An 18,257-nucleotide genomic window follows, 5' to 3' on the forward strand; every position below is an offset into this window, starting at 1 on the left:
ATGGAGGGCGTTCGCGCGGCGCATATACTTTTCTTATTCGCCGCACAGGAGACCATCCAATGAATCAACTGATCCGGGCCATCGCATTTGCTGCGGACAAACATCGCAATCAGCGCCGCAAGGACGCGGAGGCGTCGCCGTATATCAATCATCCGATCGCGCTTGCCAACGTGCTCGCCAATGAAGGCGGCATCGATGACGAGCGCGTGCTGCTCGCGGCCGTTCTGCACGACACGATCGAGGATACGGACACATCGCACGACGAACTCGTTCAATGGTTCGGCGAGGAAGTCGCGCGCATCGTCGCCGAAGTGACGGACGACAAGTCCTTGCCGAAGGCCGAGAGAAAGCGCCTGCAGATCGAACATGCGGCGCATATCAGTCATGCCGCGCAGCTCGTGAAGCTCGCGGACAAGATCTGCAATCTGCGCGATATTCTCGCCATGCCGCCTGCGAACTGGAGCGAGGAAAGAAAGCGCGAGTACTTCGAGTGGGCCAGGCGTGTCGTCGATGGTTTGCGCGGCGCGCACACCGGACTCGAAGCCGCGTTCGACGAGACGTATCGCAAACGCGTGGCTTCAGGGCACGCGGTCGCCTGAACCGAGCGCCTCCGTCAGATAACGCGCCGTGCGGCTCGCGGCATGGTCGGCGATGCGTTGCGGCGTGCCCGTCACGACGATCCGGCCGCCATCCTCGCCGGCGCCCGGACCGATATCGATGACCCAGTCGGAGAGCGAGGCGACGCGCATGTCGTGCTCCACGACGACGACCGTGTTGCCCGCATCGACGAGGCCCTGCAGTTGCGCCATCAGCCGGTCGACGTCGGCGGGGTGCAGGCCGGTCGTCGGTTCGTCGAGGATATAGAGCGTGTCGCCACGATGCGCGCGCTGCAATTCCGTCGCGAGCTTGATGCGCTGCGCCTCGCCGCCCGACAGTTCCGTCGCGGGTTGCCCGAGCCGCAGATAACCGAGGCCGATGTCGCGCAGCACGGCGAGCGCGCGCATCACGTTCGGTTCATCGGCGAAGAACTCGCATGCGCTATCGACGGTCATGTCGAGCACATCCGCGATGTTCTTGTCGCGCCATGTGATCTCCAGCGTTTGCGGGTTGTAACGCGAGCCGTGACAGGTCGCGCACGACGTATAGACGCTCGGCAGGAACAGCAGCTCGACGCTCACGAAGCCTTCGCCCTCGCATGTCGGGCAGCGCCCTTGCGCGACGTTGAACGAGAAACGTCCCGCGCCATAGCGGCGCTTGCGCGCGGCGGGCGTGTCGGCGAACAGCTTGCGTACGTGATCGAAGAGGCCGGTGTAAGTGGCGAGGTTCGAGCGCGGCGTGCGGCCGATCGGCTTCTGATCGACGCGCACGAGACGGCGGATCGTCTCCATGCCTTCGACGATGCGTCCGCCAGCCGATGTGTCCGCTTGAGCGAAGAGCGGGTCCTGCTCGTCTTCGCTGGCTTCGTCGAGTGCGCGCCCGAGCCGCTCTGCGATGAGTTCCGGCAACGCCTGACTCACGAGGCTCGACTTGCCCGAGCCTGAAATGCCGGTGACGGTCGTAAAGGCGCCGAGCGGAAACGCGGCATCGATGCCATGCAGGTTGTTGCGCGTGATGCCTTCGAGCCGCAGCCAGCCGCGCGGCTCGCGCGCCGTGCGCTCGATCGTTTGTGCCGGCGCGAAGAGATGCTTGCGCGTCTGCGATGCCTCGATCGATGCGAGGCCTTCGGGCGGTCCGCTATAGAGCACGTGTCCGCCTTGTTCGCCCGCGGCCGGACCGACATCGACGAGCCAGTCCGCGCGTCGCATCGTGTTCAGATCGTGTTCGATGACGAAGAGTGAATTGCCCGCGGCCTTCAGGCGCTGCAATGCGGCAAAAAGTGCTTCGTTGTCGGCGGGATGCAGGCCCGCGGACGGTTCATCGAGCACGTACACGACGCCGAACAGTTGCGATGCGAGTTGCGTCGCGAGCCGCAAGCGCTGCAGTTCGCCGGAGGAGAGCGTGGGCGTCGCGCGATCGAGCGACAGATAGCCCAGGCCGAGATCGATGAGCGTGCCGAGCCGCTCCAGCAAGTCGGCGGCGATGCGTTCGGCGGCGGCGCGTTTCTCGTCGGAGAGATTGGCCGTGCGGCGCACATCGGGCGCGGCCTTGTGCGCGGAGCCGCCTGCCGCTACCCGCTTCGCCGTCGCCGCGATCCGGTCTTTCTTCGCGAGCGCGGGACTCGGCGCGTCGTCGTGCGAAGGCCACTCTCCGCGTGCGATGGGTGCGAGCAGATCGGCGAGACGGCTCAGCGGAAGCCGCGCGAATTCGGCGATGTCGAGCCCCGCGAACGTCACCGACAGCGCTTCCTTCTTGAGCCGCTTGCCGTGGCATGTGTGGCAATCGCTGCCGACCATGAAGCGCGACACACGCTTTTTCATGAGCGCGCTTTGCGTGTGCGCGAAGGTATGCAGCACGTAGCGGCGCGCGCCGGTGAAGGTACCCTGATAGCTGGGCTCGGCGCCGCGCTTCAGGGCGGCCTGCGTCTCTTTCGGCGTGAGGCCGGCATACACCGGCACGGTCGGCTGCTCTTCGGTGAAGAGAATCCAGTCGCGATCCTTCTTCGGCAGGTCGCGCCACGGTGTATCGACGTCATAGCCGAGGGTGACGAGAATGTCCCGCAGATTCTGCCCGTGCCACGCGGGCGGCCACGCTGCGACGGCGCGCTCGCGGATCGTGAGCGAGTCGTCGGGCACCATCGACTTTTCCGTGACTTCGTAGACGCGCCCGAGGCCGTGACACACGGGGCACGCGCCCTGGACCGTGTTGGGCGAAAAATCTTCCGCGTAGAGCATCGGCTGCTTCGGCGGATAGCTGCCGGTGCGCGAATACAACATGCGCACGAGGCTCGACAGGGTCGTCACGCTGCCGACCGACGAGCGCGCATTCGGTGCGCCGCGCTGCTGCTGCAGGGCGACGGCCGGCGGCAAGCCTTCGATCGAGTCCACTTGCGGCACGCCGACCTGTTCGATGAGCCGCCGCGCATACGGCGCGACCGATTCGAAATAGCGCCGCTGCGCTTCGGCGTAAAGCGTACCGAATGCAAGCGACGATTTACCGGAACCCGACACGCCGGTGAAGACGACGAGCGCATCGCGCGGCACGTCGACATCGACATTTTTCAGGTTGTGCTCACGCGCGCCGCGAACGCGCACGAAACCTGCTCTCGATGCAGATGCGGCGTCGTCGCGTTCGGCTGACTTGCGGGTGGTTTTGCGGACATCCATGAGTAAGGAGGGCGAATTTGATGGCCGTACGCGGCAATGGAACACAAAGGGCGAGCATGCAGCATGCCATATACCAGATGGCATTTTGCGTTACGCATCTTGAATGCGAAATGCGCGCCGACCGGTGATGAACCTGATCGACGAGGGAAAAAATGAGGACGACTGGATTGAGGCTTTTGATCGCGCTGACGGCGGGCGCAACGATAGGCGTGACGGGCGCGGCAATGGCGCAGTCAGGCGGCGGCAATGGCAATGGCGGTTCGGGCGGCGGCAACGCCCACGGAGCGGCGACGGCCGGACCGACCGTCGGCGGGGACAACACGTCCGCGGCCGGCAGCACGCACCAGGGCGGCTATCACTTCAAGCACAAGAAGAAAGCGAAGCCCGCGACGACGACGACGCAGTGACGCGACGATACGAGCCTCGCGCGTCGCGGATCAGGCCGCGGCGCCTTCCACGTCGATATCGTCGGTGCCGAGGCGAGAGAAGATGTCGCATACGGCGCGCATCTCCGCTTCGTCGCGAATGCTTACGATCACGCGCGTGACGCTGCAAGCGAGGTCCGCGTCGCCGCCATCCGCGCCGAACGAGGGAAGGATGTCGTCGCTCGAAGCGTCCAGCCCGTACGGGTAGTCATGCGTGTCGACCACGCCCAGATGCTCCCCGTGCCCCGCGTATTCCGCCGCGATCCACTGCGTCTGCGCGTTGTTGCTCTGTATCTGCGAAGCGTGGAAATCGGCGAAACCGCTCATGCTCGCCACGCGCACGCGATCGGCCGCGATGCCTTCCGCGCGCAAGTCTTCAAGTGCTTCATCCAGCTTACGGGAGCCGTGGAACGCTCCGATTACTTCACGCATCATTTGCTCGTCTCCTTGCCTGCCAACCTCGATGCCGCGCATCAGTATCGCCGCGAAATCTGCGATTGTGAATACGGATGTGCACCGGCTTTCGCCTGATCGATGAGCGAGACGCGCGAGAGGCGCAAGGCGCGTGGTGTAACGCATAGACACGCGCGGCGACGAGCCGGTGAACCGCTGTAATCAGGCTCGCGACTGCGCGAGATGATGGCGAATCCAACGGATGCGGCATGGATTCGCGAGCCTTGTTTCAAAACGATCGCGCCGCCGACGCGCGGCTGACGCCGCCTGGCTGGCGCGATTTCACTTCATGCGGTACTTGAACTTTACGCCGCAACAGACGGTTTATCAACGCTTTGTTTTGGCCCTAATCGCATGATTTTGATGGGGTTTTCCATCATGGCCGGCGCGGCGTCGAATGCGCCTTGCGCGAATCGGCATTTGGTTCTCATTAAAGCGAGTCCTGCGTCTAGTGCTGCGCGCAGCGATGCAGCGCGAGTCAATAGTCATCGTACAAGCTGTTCCGCGCGCCCTATAATGACCCATCGAGCACACAAAGACCGGCCTTTCAATGTCCCAAGCCCTCGCGTCCGGCGCGCTTCGCCGCTCCCGCAACCTCACCGAGGAAGTCGTCGCCGAGTTGTCGGAACGGATTCGCAGCGGCGCGCTTCAACCCGGCGACAAGCTGCCGACTGAATCGGAAATCATGGCGCAGCTTGGCGTGAGCCGCACGGTCGTGCGCGAGTCGATCTCGCGGTTGCAGGCGGGACGGCTCGTGCAGACGCGGCACGGCATCGGCACGTTCGTGCTCGAAGCGAGCGACCAGGACCGTTTCCAGATCGAGGCCGCGGGCGATCTCACCGTGCGCGATGTGATGGCGATTCTCGAACTGCGCATCAGTCTCGAAGCGGAGGCGGCGGGTCTCGCCGCCATGCGCCGCACGGATGAAAATCTCGCGCAGATGCGTCGCGCGCTCGACGACTTCGAGCGGCTTATCGAAGCGGGCGAGGGCAACGCCGTCGCCGCGGACGTCGCGTTTCATCTCGAACTCGCGAAGGCCACGGGCAACCGCTACTTCCACAGCATCCTGAGCCAGCTTGGCAACACCATCATCCCGCGCACGCGCGTGAATTCGGCGGCGCTCGCGCACAACGATCCCGCCGGGTATCTCGATCGCGTGAATCGCGAGCACGAAGATATTTACGATGCGATCGAACGTCGCGATCCGGAAGCGGCGCGCGCGGCGATGCGCATGCATTTGTCGAATAGCCGCGAGCGGTTGAGGCGAGCGCAGGAGGCGTCGGCGAAGGCGCAGGACGCGGGTTGACTCGCGCGGCCGATGCTGCTTCAACCTCGATGCGCGCGCACGAAAGCGGCGATCGCATCGTTCACTTCATCGGTCGCATCGCGATGCGGTGAGTGCCGGCACTGCGTCAGCTTGACGAGCTGCGCGTGATCGACAGCCGCCTTGATCTTATCGATTTGCAGCATCGACGCATATTCGTCGTCATAGCCTTGAATGGCGAGCAACGGCCGCCTGATCGACGATAACTCTTCCGTGATATCCCAATGCAGAAACGCGGGATTAAGCCACGCATCGTTCCATCCGTAGAAGGCTGAATCGACATCGTCGTGATAAGCCTGAAGTTTGTCTCTGAACGATGTCGTTTCGTACGTGCTGCGCGCTTTTTCGATGCCTTCGACCGTCATCGGTTCCACGAACAAATGCGGCGCCATGACGGCGAGGCCGGCGAGCGCTTCGGGAAACGCGCTTGCGTAAAGAAGGGCGATCGTGCCGCCATCGCTATGCCCGATGAGCCACATGCGCGAGCGTTCTTCAGCGTCGACGCCGAGTGCATCGAGGAATGCGGGCAACACCTCTTGCGCCTGCCGATGCAGAAACTCGACCGGCCATCGTTCGCCGGATCGACGTGGCGTGGAGCGTCCATATCCGGGCCTTGAATACACGAGACCACGGCAATTCAGGCGATCGCAAAGCTGCTGCGGCCAGCCTTTCCATAACGCGATCGAGCCCAGCCCTTCATGCAGGAACAACGCGACGGGCGCATCGACACGTTCCGGATTCACCCATTGATACTCGATCCGTACGGGATAAGCGCCGCCGTTGCATTCGATGAAACGTGTCGTGTCGATGCTTGCTGCTGAATCGGTCATGTGTTCGCGAAAGCTGAATCTGAAGCGCTCAAGGTTATCAGACGTCGCGCACCGAAGCGTTGAACAAAACGTGAGATTCATATCGTCATATTTTTTTCTCTGGACGCCGCTGAACTTTTTCTGCGAAAGTTATTCGTAAGGAACTCGCTGCACTGCAACGTAGATGCGGCCCTTTTCGATTCTTTGCGTCATGCACCAAAGACGCGCCTGTTCTGGAGAGAAATGCATGAATCGACCGAAACGAATGTTGTTGGAAAACATTGCCTGGGCACACGAGACCGCGCACGCCGATGCGCAATTCTTCCCCCGTCTCGCGCAGGGCCAAAGCCCGAAGGTGTTGTGGATCGGTTGCGCGGATAGCCGCGTGCCGGCCGAGACGGTGACGAACGCCAATCCTGGCGATCTGTTCGTTCATCGCAACATCGCGAACCTGTTCTCTGCTTCCGATGACAACACGATGAGCGTGCTGGAATACGCGGTGCGCGTGCTGAAAGTCGATCACGTGATCGTATGCGGGCATTACGGATGCGGCGGCGTGCGCGCCTCGCTCCTGCCGCAGTCGAGCGACTTGCCGCACGTGAATCGCCGGATCGCGCCGCTGTGCGCACTGGGGGAGCGGCATCGGCACGAACTCGATGCATTCGATGAACTCGATGCGCGCGCGAACCGCCTCGCCGAGCTGAACGTGCTCGAACAAGTGCGTCTCTTGCGGCAGCACGCAATCGTTTTCGAGCGAGACGAGCCACCGCTCGTTCACGGCTGGATCTTCGGCCTTCACGACGGCCTTATTAACGTCCTCGCGTCCGGCTATGCGGACGAAGGCGAAACGCGGGCCACTGCGCGCGCGCAGGTCACATCGCTGCGGGCCGCTTAAGCCCGCTCTTTTCCAATCGATCGCCTGACGATGCGATGTCGCTTTTGCGACGTTCGCAGGCCCCAACTCGTTCCAAGAAAAATCATGAACTCTGGTAATCGTATCGCCACTTTCCCGCGCGACATGTTCGCGGGCACTGTCGTGTTTCTGGTCGCGATGCCGCTATGCCTCGGCATTGCCAATGCATCCGGCGTCGAACCATTCGCGGGGCTGCTGTCGGGCATCATCGGCGGACTCGTCGTGGCATTGCTGAGCGGCTCGCAATTGAGCGTGAGCGGTCCGGCTGCGGGCCTGATCGTGATCGTCGTCGATGGCATCGCCGGGCTCGGCAGCTTCTCCGCGTTCCTGCTCGCCGTGCTGCTCTCGGGCGCGATCCAGTTCGGCTTCGGCATGTTGAAGGCGGGGCGCTTCGCGGCCTATGTGCCTTCATCGGTCATCAAGGGCATGCTCGCCGCGATCGGCCTGCTGCTCGTCATCAAGCAGCTTCCGCTCGCCGCGGGCTTCGCCAATGAAGGCGCGCCGGCCGCGAGCGGGCCCGGCATGCTCGGTACGCCTTTCGGTCCTGTCTCCGCGGCGGCGTGCATCGTTGCCGTCGTATCGCTCGCGATGCTCGCAGGCTGGGAAACGCGCGCGATGCGCCGCTTCACGCTCGTGCGCGCCGTGCCCGCGCCGCTCGCGGTGGTCGCGTTCGGCATCGGCGCGACGGTGTTGCTCGACCTGTTCGCGCCGGGTTTCGCACCGCCCGCGCAACATCGGGTCGCGTTGCCGTCGCTCGAATCGTTCGCCGCGTTCACCCATGCGCTCGCGTTGCCGAACTTCTCGCAGTTCGTGAATCCCGATGTATGGCGGCTCGCCTTCACGCTCGCCATCGTTGCGAGTCTCGAAACGTTGCTGAGTCTCGAAGCCGTCGAGCAGCTCGATCCGAAGAAACGCACGGCGCATCCCGATCGTGAGCTGAAAGCGCAAGGCATCGGCAACATGATGGCCGGTGCGATCGGCGCGTTGCCCATCACGTCGGTCATCGTGCGCAGTTCGGCGAACGTACATGCGGGCGCGCAGACGCGCTGGTCGTCGTTCGTGCATGGCGCGCTGTTGCTCGTGAGCGTGTTCGCGTTGACGAGCGTGATCAACCTGATTCCGCTCGCCTGTCTCGCGGCGATCCTGATCTTCACGGGCTTGAAGCTCGCCAAGCCTTCGTTGTTCGCGGCCGTCGCGAAGCAGGGCATCGAACGCTTTGCGCCGTTCATCGTGACGATTGCCGGCGTGTTGCTGACGGACCTGCTGATGGGCATTCTGCTCGGTATCGGGTGCAGTCTCCTGCTCGCGATCCGCGCGAACCTCAAGCGCCCGATCACGATGACGCAGCACGACGATCATTACCTGGTGTCGTTCCGCAAGGACGTTTCGTTTCTCGGCAAGGTCACACTGAAGCATCATCTGCGCACCATCCCCGATGGCGCGACCGTGATCTTCGATGCATCGCGCGCGGACTATGTCGATCCCGACGTGCGCGAGGAAATCGACAAGTTCGTGGCGGCCGCGTCTTCGCGCGGCATGCATGTCGAATGCAGAAAACTGCCGCCTGTGTCATCGCAAACGGGCATGGCTGCGATGCGCGGCAGATGGCCCGGTCTGAGCAGGCAAGAGATCCCTTCCGAGTAAGCGATCAGCCCGGCGTCGATGGCGTCAGTTGCGCGTACACATCGTGGGCGAGTTCGAGCATCACCTTGCGGTCGATGCCGCCCGATACCGCGTAACCGAAATCGCCATCGATCCAGTAGAACACGTTCACGGGCCCGTCCCGATACAGCTTGAACGCGGTGGTATTGGTGCTTGTCTTGCGACGCGCGATGCAGAGCGTCACGCGTTCGCCTTTGGCGTCGCGATACATGAATTGCGCGGTCGGGCCGTTGTCGCCGGGCAGAATGCGTCCACCCATCAGTTCGAAGCCGCTTTTCGTGAGCAGCGGCGGATGCACGTCGGTGCCAAGCTTATTCGACAGATACTGAACGAAGTCCTGCTCGCGGTCCTTGCCGATATCGTCGGGACGATCGACGGCGGGCATGTACACGACATGCGCGAGCGCGGCCTGACGCGCCATCGCTTCCATGCCTTCGGCGCTCACGTCGCGCGTATTCGCTGCACTCGATGCGCTCGTGCCCGGCAGCGACAGCGCATCGCGGCCCATGTTCGTGCCGATGCCAATGCCGATGCCTGCGACGAGCGCCGCCGCCATACCCGCGAATCGCGGCCAGTTCGCCGCGCCGAGCCAGCGCGCTTTCTTCAGCGTGCGCAAACGCGCGGGGATGGGTTCGTTGAGCACGCGATCGTAGCGCTCATGGAACATGTTATTGAGCGAGAAGTAGTCGCTCACGCGCGCGGCCAGAGCGGGATTCAGTTCGATGGCGCGCTCGACCTGTTCGCGGCGTCCGGCCGAAAGCGCGCCATCGACGTAAGCGTGCAGATCTTCTTCGCTGATCGGAGTCTGTGGGTCGTTCATCGCACCACCTTCAACTTCGCACTGGGTTGCGTGCCGGCCATCAACGCGCGCAGGCGTTCGCGTCCGCGCGACAGGCGCGACATCACGGTGCCGATGGGAATATCGAGCGCGGTCGCCACCTCCGCATAACTCATTTCTTCGAGCCCGACGAGCAGCACGACTTCACGTTGTTCGGCGGGCAGACGCTGCAAGGCGTAGTCGAGATCGCGCACTTCGAGCGAGCGGATCTGGCCGCCCGGTATCGCGAACTCGCGCTCGCTCAAGTCTTCATCGTCGACGGACACGTGGATCGCACGCGCCGACGCCTTGCTTACCTGATTCACGAATACGTTGTGCATGATCGTGAAAAGCCATGCGCGCAGATCGGTGCCCGCTTCGAATCCTTGCGCGCGCGACAAGGCGCGCTCGATCGTATCCTGCACGAGATCGTCCGCGAGCTCCCGATTGTTCAGCAACGCGCGCGCATAGCGGCGCAGTCTCGGGAGGTGTTCCGTCAAGTCGTCGCGGATGTCCATTTATTCCGCCTCTCGCGCCGTCAGCGTCAAGGCGTCGGCGGCGCGCATGACGCCGCGCGTGCCCGCCTGTCCCGCGAGCACATAGCGCGTGCCGCCGATAACCCATGTCAGCAGGCGGATTTCGCCGACGCGCCGCGCGCTCCAGTGCGGCGCATCGCTCGTGAATGGCGCGGACGCGATCAGAAGAACGACGCTCTCGCCTTCCGCGTTGCGATAGTCGTATTCGTCGATATGCGCGAACTTGCCGCCGCGTCGCGTCCGGGTCGCGATGAGTTCGAGGCCGACCGGCGTCAGTTCGATGAAGTGCGGATCGTGCGACACGAGCGGACGCACGTTCGTGCCGCGCTGGTTCGAAGTCTCCATTAAGGCCATCACGGCGGTGGCATCGAGCATATCCGCAGAGACGTGCGTTGCAGCGCACCAGCCGGCGACGGCCATAGCGATGCACAAGGCGACGAATGCGTGGCGCAAGACGCTTCTCGTACGCGTGGGTTCGTGCGATGCGGCGCGATCGATGGCACGTTGCAAGCGCCGATTCACCGGCCGCGCGCCGAGATATCGGCCGACGCGCGCCGCCCTCGCGGACGACAGCACGCCATCCGCGAAGGCTTGAATGTCTGGTTCGGTGATCGGCTCGTCCATGTCGGCGCATCGATTTTTTTGGGCTCTCGATGCGCTAACCTTCTAAACGAGCGTTTTATTCCAACAGTTGCCTGGAATATTTGCCAGCGGATTGCCGAAGCCGCCGATCACGACACGATCGAAAGCGAGAATCCGTCCCATCCCTTGCTGCCGACCGTCTGAATTGCGGTAGAGGAGACGTGCGCGTCCGCGGCGAGCATATCCAGGAACGCGCGCACGCCGATCACGTCGGGGTCGCTGCTGCCCGCATCCGCGACGCGACCCTGACGAATCACGTTGTCCGCGACGATCACGGTGCCCGGGCGGCTCAGACGCAACACGAGTTGCAGATACGTGGGATAGCTCTGTTTGTCCGCATCGAGAAAGATGAAATCGAAAGGCGGGATGCCATCGCGCACGAAGCCTTCGAGCGTATCGGCGGCATCGCCCACGAAGATCGACACCACGCCCGACAAGCCCGCGCGTTCGATATTCTTTCGCGCGACGTCCGCATGATGCTCGACGGCTTCGAGCGTGAGCAATGTGCCATCGGCAGGCAAGGCACGCGCAAGCCAGATCGTGCTGTATCCGCCGAGCGTGCCGAGTTCGAGAATGCGGCGCGCGCCGCGCAGACGCGCGAGCATTTGCAGCAGCTTGCCCTGATTCGGCGCGACGTTGATCGCGGGTAGTCCCGCTTCCACGCTGGACTTGAGGGCCGCGTCGAGCGCTTCGTCCGGCGTTTGCGTCCGGTCGCACAGGTACTCGTCCATCGCAATCCATTGCTGCTCGTCCATTGCTTCTCCCTGTTCGTTGCAGTGATCGCGCTAACGGCACCATGAAATGTTATCGCGATAAACGATTTAGATGACCAGGCTATCAGCCGACGGTTCTGACGATGCGGGGCGATTCGCGGCGCAGTTCATGCCCGAGCTGATCGACGGTCAGGCGGATCGCATCGATCAACGCGCGTGCCGCCGGCGATGGCGTGCCGCCCGCGCGCATCGTGAGTCCGATTTCGCGCCGCGTGTTGTGCAGAGGAATGTCCATCACCACGAGTTGCCCCGATTCGCACTCGTAGTGCAACTGCTGAGCGGATACGGCGGCGAGCATATCCGTATGCATCAAAAGACCGCGAATGACCGCGAGATCGGCGGTCTCGACGGTCGGCATCGGCGGCTTGAGCTTCCCTCGCTTGAACTGCGCTTCGAACATCCCGCGCGCGGGCGCCTGACTGCGCGGCAGGATCCATTGCGCGGAAATCAGATCCTTGAGCGTCAATCCGCTTTCACTCGCGAGCGGATGCCCGCGACGCGCGAGCACGACAATGTCTTCCGACATCATGCGCTCATTGACAAGACCGCTCGACGCATCGTTCTGACGCAGTGCGCCGAGCACGAAATCGATATCGCCCGCCCGCAGTCCCGCGACGAGTGTTTCGTAAGCGCTTTCGTCGGTCACGATGCGCACGCCGGGATATTGCGCGGCGACGCGCGCGATCGCGCCCGGCAAGATCAGCGTTCTGCCGAGCGGCAGCGCGCCGACCGTGACATAACCCTGAATCGTGCCGCGCAATGCCGCGAGATCATCGGGAATATGGCGCAGCTCGTTCAGCGCGCGGCGCACGTGCAGGACGAAGGTTTCGCCTTCGCTCGTGAGCAGCAGCCCGCGCGGGCTGCGATAGAACAGTTGCATGCCCGCGCCCGTCTCCATGATGCGGATCGCGCTGCTGACGGCCGGCTGACTGAGGCCCAGGGTCTGCGCCGCGCTCGGCATATGACGATGACGTGCGAGCGCGGAGAACAATTGCAGCCGCCGCGTGTTGAGCAGAAAGGCGGGAAGCGTGCCGTCCGACGCGGTACGACGGCGCGACTGTCGCGTCGCGCACCATTGGGCCAGCTCCTCCAGTTCCGCGAAGATGCGCTGGCAGCGCAACAGCACGGCGCGCCCGGCGGGGGTAGGCAGCATGCCCGACGGACGGCGCTCCAGCAAGGTCTCGCCGACGGCCGCTTCGAGTTCCTGCAACGAACGCGTGACCGCCGATTGCGCGCGGAACAGCGCGGCGGCGGCGCGCGTGGCGCTGCCCGTCTGCGCGACGAGACGGAACGCGCGCAGGTACGCGAGGTTGAGCAGTTCGCGATTGTCCATGATGAAAGGTAAATGGATGCCATCAGTTTGATTTATCGCATCGTAACGTCTTCCGAAGCGCGCGCTCAGTTTGCGCTAATTGTCGGCGCCGATCATGACGTCATGAATGAACGACGGCCGCCCGCAAACGGCGCTGTCCAATGATCGGAGGGTTGCGCCATGAACCAGCATATTCTCGTCGCCGTGGGACCGAACTTCAGCGAAGCCGCCTTGTCGGCCGCCATTGCACGCTCGCGTGAAAGCGACGCGCGTCTGACCGTGCTGCATGTGATCGAGTCGGTTCCGTCGTGGGCGGGCTGGCAGATGGAATGTCTTTGCGACATGCCCGCGCTCGTCAATCAGCTCGCGCTCGTGATTCGCCGCAATAGCGAAAAGATGCTTGCGCGCGCGGGCATCGAAGCGGACTGGCAAACGCGCACGCTGCCCGAAGACGGCCGCCGCATCGGGCGCGTGATCGCCGATGAAGCCGAGCGCCTCGATGCGGACCTCATCGTGCTCGGCGCAAGAAAGCCCGGCCTCTTGAACTGGGGCGTGAACCACGTGCGCAACGTGGTGTGCCGCCATACGAATCGAGAGGTGTTGATCGCAACTACGAGCGTCGCGCGGAAGGCGCCGGTGATCGTCTTGCGCGAAACGGCCTTGCACGCTTCGTGATCAGACGTCCAGAATCCGGAAGCGTTGCAGCGCTTCGATTTGCATCTGAAGATTGCGCGCGCGATTCTCGCGGCATAGCGCCTGCGCCGCCGACACATCGCCTTGCCGCAGCGCTTCGATGATCGCGCGCAGATCGCGCGCTTGCGATTCGTCGGGATCGATCAGCCGCAGCGTCAATTCGCGCACGCGGCGCACCTGATCCGAGCATTCGCCGACGATCTGCGTGAGTCGCGGGTTATCGCTCATGTCGACGAGCCGCGCGTAGAACGCTTCACGCGCCGCCGACCATGCTTCGCGATCGTTCTTCGCGAAGGCGCGCTCCATTTCCGTGCACGCTTTCTCCAGCGCTTTCAGTTCTCGCGCGCCCGGTTTGCGCGCGGCGACGGTCGAAGCCGCTGTCGCTTCGAGACTCGTCTGCACCTGAAAGACTTCTTCGATATCCGTCATCGACACATTGCGCACGCGCACGCCGTGGCGCGGAATAATCTGCACGAGATGTTCGTTCTGTAGACGGATGAGCGCTTCACGCACCGGCGTACGGCTCACTCCGAACAGTTGTACGAGTTCCTGTTCGAGCATCTGCGTGCCGGGGCGCAGTTCATTGCTGAGGATCTTTTCGCGCAGCGCCTGATAAACCGTGTCGGTCGATTTCTCGCGCGTTCTGGTAATCGCTTCGGCGGTCGGGGCTGGAGCCATGATGGGCATTCCGAAAACGTTGCCGTCGATGCACGGACGATATATCCGCCGGGCCAGACGCAGGCGGATGGAATGCCTTCATTATATGAAAAGAAATTCGGCGTATTGCTCAACGTATACGTTAGCGCACGATAAAAAGAAGCCGCCCCGATGAAGGGCGGCTCGAACGGACTTGCGCGCCTGCCGTGCGACCGACAGAGGATCGATCACTTGTCCCAGACTTCTTCCGGCAGCGGCAAGCCCCCGAGGTCGTCCGCCGTCAAGGGACGATCGATCGTCACGCCGTCGCTCTCCAGCATCAACATGACTTGCCGCGTGTGTTGCGCGCTATGCCATGCGGTGCGTTCGAGCACTTCGTGCATCGAGCGGCGGCCATAGTAGGTCGGCACGTCATACGAGAGCGTGCGGTCGGATTCATTCGCCCAGCAGTCGAGAAGCTTCTCCCGCACGCTTTCGCCCCAGCGCGCGATATCTTCCGCCTGCCATTCCTCCGGCGGCTGATCGTCGAAGCCTTCGAAGCGCAATTCGATCTGATGCGCGGCCTGAACGCCCATTTCAGCCACGCGAAACACATGAAACGTCAGACCGGCGGGCGTGCGATTGCGATTGCGAAAAGGCTTGCGAAAGTAATCGGCGCCGAATTGACGCGTGTAGCGCGCATTGGATTCGAGCACATGCGCGAGCTTGCCGACGAGCTCGGCGGGCGGCAAGGGCGGCGTCGGCGTGGTCTTGAGATCGAGGAAGCGGATCACATCGTTGATCGACTGGCATAGCGTGTATTTCGATCCCAACGCGACCACGGGCACGCTGCGCGCGCCGAGCGCCGCGAGCGCGGCGCGGCCCTCGGGATCGTTGTGCACGTCGATCGATTCGAACTCTATGCCCTGGCGTGCAAGAAATTCCTTCGTGCGCAGGCACGACGAACATCCCGGTTGCCAGAACACGCGGATTCGGGTTGCGGCGGCGGCTTCCTGCATGGCGGTTCCCCTCGCGAGTGCCTGATTCAAGGCATTTTCCGCGCGCCGGGTGATGTGGCAAAGCTATGCTTCGTCATGCCGCCATCGCCGTCTGCGATGGCAAGCGTTCTTTAAGTACACTGCGGACGTGTCTTACGAGAGAAGCCGCCTTCCATGCCGCCGATCGATCCGCTTTCGCTGAGACTGTTCCTCGCCGTCGTCGATGCAGGCACGATCGCCGCAGCCGCTCATCGCGAACATATCGCGGCCGCGGCGGTGAGCAGGCGTATCAGCGAGATCGAAGCCATGTTCGGCGTGCCGTTATTGCGTCGCACGAATAAAGGCGTCGAGCCGACCGAAGCGGGCGAACGGCTAGCGGCGCTCGCGCATCGTGCATTGCATCAATTCGACGACATCGCCATTCAGATGCGCGACTTCGCGAGCGGCACGAGCGGCATCGTGCGCATTGCCGCGAACATATCGTCGATCGTTCAGTTTCTGCCACGCGACATTCAATCGTTCGCGGCGCGCCATCCGAACGTGCGCATCGTGCTCGATGAAAAGCCGAGCGCGCAAGTGGTGCGCGCCGTGGCGGACAACGCGGCGGATATCGGCGTGTTCACGTCCGTCCCTCACGGTCATGCGATTCACGCGATTCCGTATCGCACCGACAACCTCGTGCTCGCGACACCGCCGGGACACGCGTTGGCGCAGGCGCGATCGATTGCGTTCACCGATTCGCTCGATGAAGAGTTCGTCGCATTGCCGGCCGATACCGCGATCAGCCAGTGCCTCACGCGCGCGGCGAACGAACTCGGACGCCCGGTGCGCGTGCGCATTCAGGTGTCGAGCTATGACGCGCAATGTCTGATGATCGAAGCGGGATTGGGTCTCGGCGTGATGCCCGAGGCAGTGGCGAAGCAACACGCGCTCGCCGTCGTCGCTTTGACCGATGCATGGGCCGCGCGCGAGTTGCTGATCGGCGTGCGTTCGCTCGATGCGTTGCCCGAGGCATGCCGCAAGCTCGTCGCGCATCTCACCAGCGTTTGACGCGGTGTTACCATCGGCGCAAGACGGAGATTCATCGGGGAGTTCAGGCATGGCCGCTTCATTGAACGACAAATCCATCGAGAGCGCGAGACCCGCGAGACGCAACACGACCGAGCTTGCTTATCGCGAACTGCGCCGGCGAATCATCGAAAGCGAACTGACGCCGGGTTCGTATCTGCTCGAACAGGAACTGGGGCTGATGCTCGGCTTCAGCCGCACGCCGATTCGCGAGGCGGCGCTGCGTCTGCAAGGCGAAGGCCTCGTGCAGATCGTGCCGCGTCACGGCATCCGCATCGTGCCGACGTCCATCTCCGATATCAAACACATCTATCAGGTGCTGATCAGCCTGGAGTCGACGGCGGCGGCGCTCGTCGCGTCGAGAAAGGACATAGAACTCGCGCCGCTTGTTCACTCATGCGAGGCCATGACCGCCGCACTCGAACGCGGCGACATGCTTGCGTGGGCGGCGGCGGACGAGGTCTTTCACGAGACGCTCATCGCGTTGAGCGGCAATGCGCGGCTTCACGGCATCGTCATGAATTGCCGCGATCAGGTGCATCGCGTGCGCCGCTTCACGCAGATGGTGAAGGCGCATCCCCAGCCGTCGAAGTCGATACAGGAGCATTACGACATCATCGACGCGATGCGTTGCGGCGATGCAGCGAAAGCGAGCGAGCTGTATCGCGCTCATCGCGAGCGCGGCTGGCGCGACCAGACCAACGTGCTGCAGCAATACGGCATCCAGCAAGCCTGAAACAAGAGTTGCGCCCGATGCGACGAGGGTATGTACGCCCTCGGCGAGTCTGGACTTTCGCGCGTTTAATGCATACATTAACTTGCACGGTTATTCAGCAATCAGCACGTCCAGAGCAGGTCCGTAAAACCACAGTGCGGCCGCATGCGCCGAGCACGCTGCGAGACCGCCGATCATGGATGGAGACCCTACATGTTTGCGCTTGGAAAAATCGGGAGCTTCGCGCGCGGTGCCTGTCTCATGTCTTTCACCGCCGCCTGCGTTTGCGGCGCCAATGTGCGCGCCGCGCCACTCACCGTCACGCACTGGGGCGACGGCATGTACGGCGTGCCCTTCGCGGTCGCGATGGAGAAGGGCTTCTTCAAGGAAGAAGGCGTGGACGTGTCGGGCTTCATCACGTCGGAAGGCGGCGGCACCACGGTGCGCAACGCGATGGCCTCCGAGATTCCTTATGGCGAAGTCGCATTGCCCGCGGCGATCTCCGCGGTGAAGCAGGGTGTCGATCTGACCATCGTGCATGGCGGCGTGCAAAGCCTCGCCGATCTCGTCTGGGTCGAAAAGAAGGACGGCACCATCACCGGTATCCAGCAGATGAAAGGCAAGACGATCGGCTATAGCAGCCCGAAATCGACGACCGATACCATCGTCACGATCGCGCTCGATCGCGCAGGATTGACGGGGCAAGTGCAGCGCAAGCCCGTCGGCAGTTCGAGCGGCATGCTCACGTCATTGCAGCAGGGCGCGGTCGATGTCGCTTACATGACGGAGCCTTCGTACAGCGCGAAGAAGGATCAGTTGCGCATCGCGTTTCGTTCGACCGATATCGTGCCCAATGAAACGCAGACGGTCGGCATCGTGCGAACCGATTATCTGAAGACGCATCCCGAAGTGATCAAGGGGATCATCAAGGCGCGCCGCAAGGCTGTGCAATACATGGCCGCGCATCGCGACGAGTCCGCGCAGATTCTGGCGAAGCAGTACAAGATGGATCCGGCGGTGGCGGCTTCCGCGCTGAACAACGTGCTGGAGTCCGATCCGAAGTACTGGAGCGAAGGCAGCTTCGATCGCAAGGGCATGGACGAAGTGCTGAAGGGGTTGATACTCGTGAAGGCGATTCCGGAAGGCCCGTTCGACTGGTCGAAGATCGTCGACGAATCGCTTCTTCCCGCCGATCTGCAAACGAAGAAGTGAGGCCGC

General features: G+C 63.0%; 19 protein-coding genes. 9 read left to right on the forward strand and 10 right to left on the reverse strand.

Annotation, left to right across the window (positions count from 1 at the left end; all coding sequences use genetic code 11):
- Positions 1-59: 59 nt before the first annotated feature.
- Positions 60-599: an HD domain-containing protein gene (locus IAG25_RS06500; RefSeq protein ID WP_187604117.1), complete on the forward strand. Its 540-nt coding sequence runs from the start codon at positions 60-62 to the stop codon at positions 597-599.
- Here the strand turns inward: IAG25_RS06500 and IAG25_RS06505 are convergent.
- Positions 579-3,263, reverse strand: a complete 2,685-nt coding sequence (locus tag IAG25_RS06505) for an excinuclease ABC subunit UvrA (protein ID WP_187604118.1) — start codon at positions 3,261-3,263, stop codon at positions 579-581. The genes IAG25_RS06500 and IAG25_RS06505 overlap by 21 nt on opposite strands.
- Before the next feature lie 152 nt (positions 3,264-3,415).
- Between IAG25_RS06505 and IAG25_RS06510 the strand changes: the two genes are divergently transcribed.
- Positions 3,416-3,670 carry a hypothetical protein gene (locus tag IAG25_RS06510; protein WP_187604532.1) on the forward strand — a complete coding sequence of 85 codons (255 nt, stop codon included), beginning with the start codon at positions 3,416-3,418 and terminating at the stop codon, positions 3,668-3,670.
- A gap of 30 nt (positions 3,671-3,700) precedes the next feature.
- Here the strand turns inward: IAG25_RS06510 and IAG25_RS06515 are convergent, their stop codons facing one another.
- The gene (locus IAG25_RS06515; protein ID WP_187604119.1) at positions 3,701-4,123 is read right to left on the reverse strand and encodes a hypothetical protein; all 423 of its coding nucleotides are present in this window, start codon (positions 4,121-4,123) and stop codon (positions 3,701-3,703) included.
- Positions 4,124-4,691: 568 nt separating this feature from the next.
- On the opposite strand from IAG25_RS06515, the gene IAG25_RS06520 reads away from it, so the two are divergent.
- Complete coding sequence (locus tag IAG25_RS06520; protein WP_187604120.1) at positions 4,692-5,447, forward strand: FadR/GntR family transcriptional regulator; 756 nt, start codon at positions 4,692-4,694, stop codon at positions 5,445-5,447.
- 20 nt (positions 5,448-5,467) lie between these two features.
- On the opposite strand, the gene IAG25_RS06525 is transcribed toward IAG25_RS06520, so the two are convergent.
- A complete protein-coding gene (locus tag IAG25_RS06525) occupies positions 5,468-6,295 on the reverse strand; it encodes an alpha/beta fold hydrolase (RefSeq protein WP_187604121.1) in 828 nt (275 codons plus the stop codon).
- Positions 6,296-6,521: 226 nt separating this feature from the next.
- Here IAG25_RS06525 and IAG25_RS06530 point away from each other — a divergent pair, with 226 nt between their 5' ends.
- Together IAG25_RS06530 and IAG25_RS06535 are read left to right on the forward strand one after the other, a co-directional pair.
- On the forward strand, positions 6,522-7,169 hold the full coding sequence (locus IAG25_RS06530) for a carbonic anhydrase (protein WP_187604122.1): 648 nt from the start codon (positions 6,522-6,524) through the stop codon (positions 7,167-7,169).
- 84 nt (positions 7,170-7,253) lie between these two features.
- The gene (locus IAG25_RS06535; RefSeq protein WP_255503553.1) at positions 7,254-8,831 is read left to right on the forward strand and encodes a SulP family inorganic anion transporter; all 1,578 of its coding nucleotides are present in this window, start codon (positions 7,254-7,256) and stop codon (positions 8,829-8,831) included.
- 4 nt (positions 8,832-8,835) lie between these two features.
- Here the strand turns inward: IAG25_RS06535 and IAG25_RS06540 are convergent, their stop codons facing one another.
- From IAG25_RS06540 to IAG25_RS06560, 5 genes are all read right to left on the reverse strand, one after another.
- Positions 8,836-9,669, reverse strand: a complete 834-nt coding sequence (locus IAG25_RS06540) for an anti-sigma factor family protein (RefSeq protein ID WP_187604123.1) — start codon at positions 9,667-9,669, stop codon at positions 8,836-8,838.
- A complete protein-coding gene (locus IAG25_RS06545; protein ID WP_187604124.1) occupies positions 9,666-10,184 on the reverse strand; it encodes an RNA polymerase sigma factor in 519 nt (172 codons plus the stop codon). The genes IAG25_RS06540 and IAG25_RS06545 overlap by 4 nt, the downstream gene beginning before the upstream one ends.
- Positions 10,185-10,826 (reverse strand): anti-sigma factor, encoded by a 642-nt coding sequence (locus tag IAG25_RS06550; protein WP_187604125.1) that lies wholly within the window; start codon positions 10,824-10,826, stop codon positions 10,185-10,187.
- Between the two features lie 107 nt (positions 10,827-10,933).
- Complete coding sequence (locus IAG25_RS06555) at positions 10,934-11,599, reverse strand: O-methyltransferase (protein ID WP_187604126.1); 666 nt, start codon at positions 11,597-11,599, stop codon at positions 10,934-10,936.
- A gap of 82 nt (positions 11,600-11,681) precedes the next feature.
- A complete protein-coding gene (locus tag IAG25_RS06560; RefSeq protein ID WP_187604127.1) occupies positions 11,682-12,950 on the reverse strand; it encodes a LysR family transcriptional regulator in 1,269 nt (422 codons plus the stop codon).
- A 159-nt stretch (positions 12,951-13,109) separates the two neighbouring features.
- Between IAG25_RS06560 and IAG25_RS06565 the strand changes: the two genes are divergently transcribed.
- Positions 13,110-13,604 carry a universal stress protein gene (locus tag IAG25_RS06565; RefSeq protein ID WP_187604128.1) on the forward strand — a complete coding sequence of 165 codons (495 nt, stop codon included), beginning with the start codon at positions 13,110-13,112 and terminating at the stop codon, positions 13,602-13,604.
- On the opposite strand, the gene IAG25_RS06570 is transcribed toward IAG25_RS06565, so the two are convergent.
- The gene (locus tag IAG25_RS06570; protein WP_222946402.1) at positions 13,605-14,300 is read right to left on the reverse strand and encodes a GntR family transcriptional regulator; all 696 of its coding nucleotides are present in this window, start codon (positions 14,298-14,300) and stop codon (positions 13,605-13,607) included.
- A 206-nt stretch (positions 14,301-14,506) separates the two neighbouring features.
- Positions 14,507-15,307 (reverse strand): glutaredoxin domain-containing protein, encoded by an 801-nt coding sequence (locus IAG25_RS06575; protein ID WP_255503554.1) that lies wholly within the window; start codon positions 15,305-15,307, stop codon positions 14,507-14,509.
- A 123-nt stretch (positions 15,308-15,430) separates the two neighbouring features.
- Here IAG25_RS06575 and IAG25_RS06580 point away from each other — a divergent pair, with 123 nt between their 5' ends.
- The 3 genes from IAG25_RS06580 to IAG25_RS06590 all read left to right on the forward strand — a co-directional run bounded on the left by IAG25_RS06580 (position 15,431) and on the right by IAG25_RS06590 (position 18,251).
- Positions 15,431-16,306, forward strand: coding sequence for a LysR family transcriptional regulator (locus IAG25_RS06580; protein ID WP_187604129.1), 876 nt, complete (start codon positions 15,431-15,433; stop codon positions 16,304-16,306).
- A gap of 49 nt (positions 16,307-16,355) precedes the next feature.
- Positions 16,356-17,060: a GntR family transcriptional regulator gene (locus IAG25_RS06585; RefSeq protein ID WP_187604130.1), complete on the forward strand. Its 705-nt coding sequence runs from the start codon at positions 16,356-16,358 to the stop codon at positions 17,058-17,060.
- A 240-nt stretch (positions 17,061-17,300) separates the two neighbouring features.
- A complete protein-coding gene (locus IAG25_RS06590) occupies positions 17,301-18,251 on the forward strand; it encodes an ABC transporter substrate-binding protein (protein WP_222946403.1) in 951 nt (316 codons plus the stop codon).
- Positions 18,252-18,257: the final 6 nt, after the last annotated feature.

It is taken from the genome of Caballeronia sp. EK, assembly GCF_014384845.1.
GTDB classification, from domain to species: Bacteria; Pseudomonadota; Gammaproteobacteria; order Burkholderiales; family Burkholderiaceae; genus Caballeronia; species Caballeronia jiangsuensis.

What these genes read in the sequence shown, in the direction of transcription:
- IAG25_RS06500 (WP_187604117.1), top strand. Translation starts at nt 60, where the DNA reads ATGAATCAACTGATCCGGGCCATCGCATTTGCTGCGGACAAACATCGC.
- IAG25_RS06505 (WP_187604118.1), bottom strand. Translation starts at nt 3,263, where the DNA reads ATGGATGTCCGCAAAACCACCCGCAAGTCAGCCGAACGCGACGACGCC.
- IAG25_RS06510 (WP_187604532.1), top strand. Translation starts at nt 3,416, where the DNA reads ATGAGGACGACTGGATTGAGGCTTTTGATCGCGCTGACGGCGGGCGCA.
- IAG25_RS06515 (WP_187604119.1), bottom strand. Translation starts at nt 4,123, where the DNA reads ATGATGCGTGAAGTAATCGGAGCGTTCCACGGCTCCCGTAAGCTGGAT.
- IAG25_RS06520 (WP_187604120.1), top strand. Translation starts at nt 4,692, where the DNA reads ATGTCCCAAGCCCTCGCGTCCGGCGCGCTTCGCCGCTCCCGCAACCTC.
- IAG25_RS06525 (WP_187604121.1), bottom strand. Translation starts at nt 6,295, where the DNA reads ATGACCGATTCAGCAGCAAGCATCGACACGACACGTTTCATCGAATGC.
- IAG25_RS06530 (WP_187604122.1), top strand. Translation starts at nt 6,522, where the DNA reads ATGAATCGACCGAAACGAATGTTGTTGGAAAACATTGCCTGGGCACAC.
- IAG25_RS06535 (WP_255503553.1), top strand. Translation starts at nt 7,254, where the DNA reads ATGAACTCTGGTAATCGTATCGCCACTTTCCCGCGCGACATGTTCGCG.
- IAG25_RS06540 (WP_187604123.1), bottom strand. Translation starts at nt 9,669, where the DNA reads ATGAACGACCCACAGACTCCGATCAGCGAAGAAGATCTGCACGCTTAC.
- IAG25_RS06545 (WP_187604124.1), bottom strand. Translation starts at nt 10,184, where the DNA reads ATGGACATCCGCGACGACTTGACGGAACACCTCCCGAGACTGCGCCGC.
- IAG25_RS06550 (WP_187604125.1), bottom strand. Translation starts at nt 10,826, where the DNA reads ATGGACGAGCCGATCACCGAACCAGACATTCAAGCCTTCGCGGATGGC.
- IAG25_RS06555 (WP_187604126.1), bottom strand. Translation starts at nt 11,599, where the DNA reads ATGGACGAGCAGCAATGGATTGCGATGGACGAGTACCTGTGCGACCGG.
- IAG25_RS06560 (WP_187604127.1), bottom strand. Translation starts at nt 12,950, where the DNA reads ATGGACAATCGCGAACTGCTCAACCTCGCGTACCTGCGCGCGTTCCGT.
- IAG25_RS06565 (WP_187604128.1), top strand. Translation starts at nt 13,110, where the DNA reads ATGAACCAGCATATTCTCGTCGCCGTGGGACCGAACTTCAGCGAAGCC.
- IAG25_RS06570 (WP_222946402.1), bottom strand. Translation starts at nt 14,300, where the DNA reads ATGGCTCCAGCCCCGACCGCCGAAGCGATTACCAGAACGCGCGAGAAA.
- IAG25_RS06580 (WP_187604129.1), top strand. Translation starts at nt 15,431, where the DNA reads ATGCCGCCGATCGATCCGCTTTCGCTGAGACTGTTCCTCGCCGTCGTC.
- IAG25_RS06585 (WP_187604130.1), top strand. Translation starts at nt 16,356, where the DNA reads ATGGCCGCTTCATTGAACGACAAATCCATCGAGAGCGCGAGACCCGCG.
- IAG25_RS06590 (WP_222946403.1), top strand. Translation starts at nt 17,301, where the DNA reads ATGTCTTTCACCGCCGCCTGCGTTTGCGGCGCCAATGTGCGCGCCGCG.